This is a genomic window from Enterobacter cloacae complex sp. IR5412, from assembly GCF_049237385.1.
Classification (GTDB): Bacteria; Pseudomonadota; Gammaproteobacteria; order Enterobacterales; family Enterobacteriaceae; genus Enterobacter; species Enterobacter intestinihominis.
In genome coordinates, this window is the sequence record NZ_JBMKHQ010000004.1 from 391,639 (window position 1) to 392,588 (window position 950).

Below are 950 nucleotides of genomic sequence, written 5' to 3' on the forward strand. Positions count from 1 at the left end.
TTTTTGCGTGTTGTGGCGCAGCCGCAGCAGCGCCTCGTCACCGCCAAACTGCTCGTCAACGTGGCGGTAGTCCTGCGTATCGTATTTGTGAACGCTTGGCGCTTTAAACACCGGGTTCAGGTACAGCGCCGTCACGCCGAGCTTTTTCAGGTATGGCAGTTTTTCGCTGATACCGTCGAGATCGCCGCCGTAAAAGGTCGATCCCCCCGCCTGGGCGGTCAGCGGCTCGTCCCATTTTTTCAGAATGATGTCGTGACCGACCGCATGATGGTAATAAACCTTGTCCTGGTCGGCGGTGCGCTTTTCACTGCGCGCAAAGCGGTCCGGGAAAATCTGGTAAAAGACCTGATCGTTAACCCACTGCGGGCCGTTATCCGGGTGATCCACGGCAAACTGCTCCAGCCTGGCCGGAGGGAAACGGCTGAAGCCCTGCGGGGTAAACCACAGCTGGCGGTTGTTCCACAGCAGCTTGAAGCCGTAGCGGCGACGCGGCTGTCCGCTGCGCAAATCGATATTCGCCCGCCACGCCGTAATACCCGGCTGAGGCTGGCTGCGCACCTTGTGCATTTTCAGCGATGTCTCTTCGTTATCCACTTCGGCGCGCAGGGTCACACGTTCAGGCTGATTTTCCCCTGCCAGCCAGAGCGTAATCACAAGGTTGTCTTTGTTTTGCTTAACAAATGGGGCAACCGGAAGGTGCCAGGCGTTTAACATCACGAATCCCCTTTGATGAAATTGACGTCACCTTGCCACAGGGTTGTTAAGGATAGCTCACCATGATGGGATTTATTGGGGGAGGAGGACGGGGGAGGAGGCATCAGTGCGGCCTGATGCCCTCACCCTAACCCTCTCCCACGGGGCTGAGGGATCCCCAGTAATTTTTTTATGCAGAAGCAATAAAGTTGCTTTCTAAATGACTGAGGGCTGTCAGCGATGCCCTGGTCCGGCTG

At 56.6% G+C, this 950-nt stretch carries 1 protein-coding gene; it reads right to left on the reverse strand.

Going from position 1 to position 950, the window contains the following annotated elements; all coding sequences use genetic code 11:
- Nucleotides 1–714, reverse strand: a 714-nt coding sequence (locus ACOTX2_RS10545) for an alpha amylase N-terminal ig-like domain-containing protein (protein WP_421625913.1), incomplete at its 3' end; no start/stop codon positions are given.
- Between the last annotated feature and the right edge of the window lie 236 nt (nucleotides 715–950).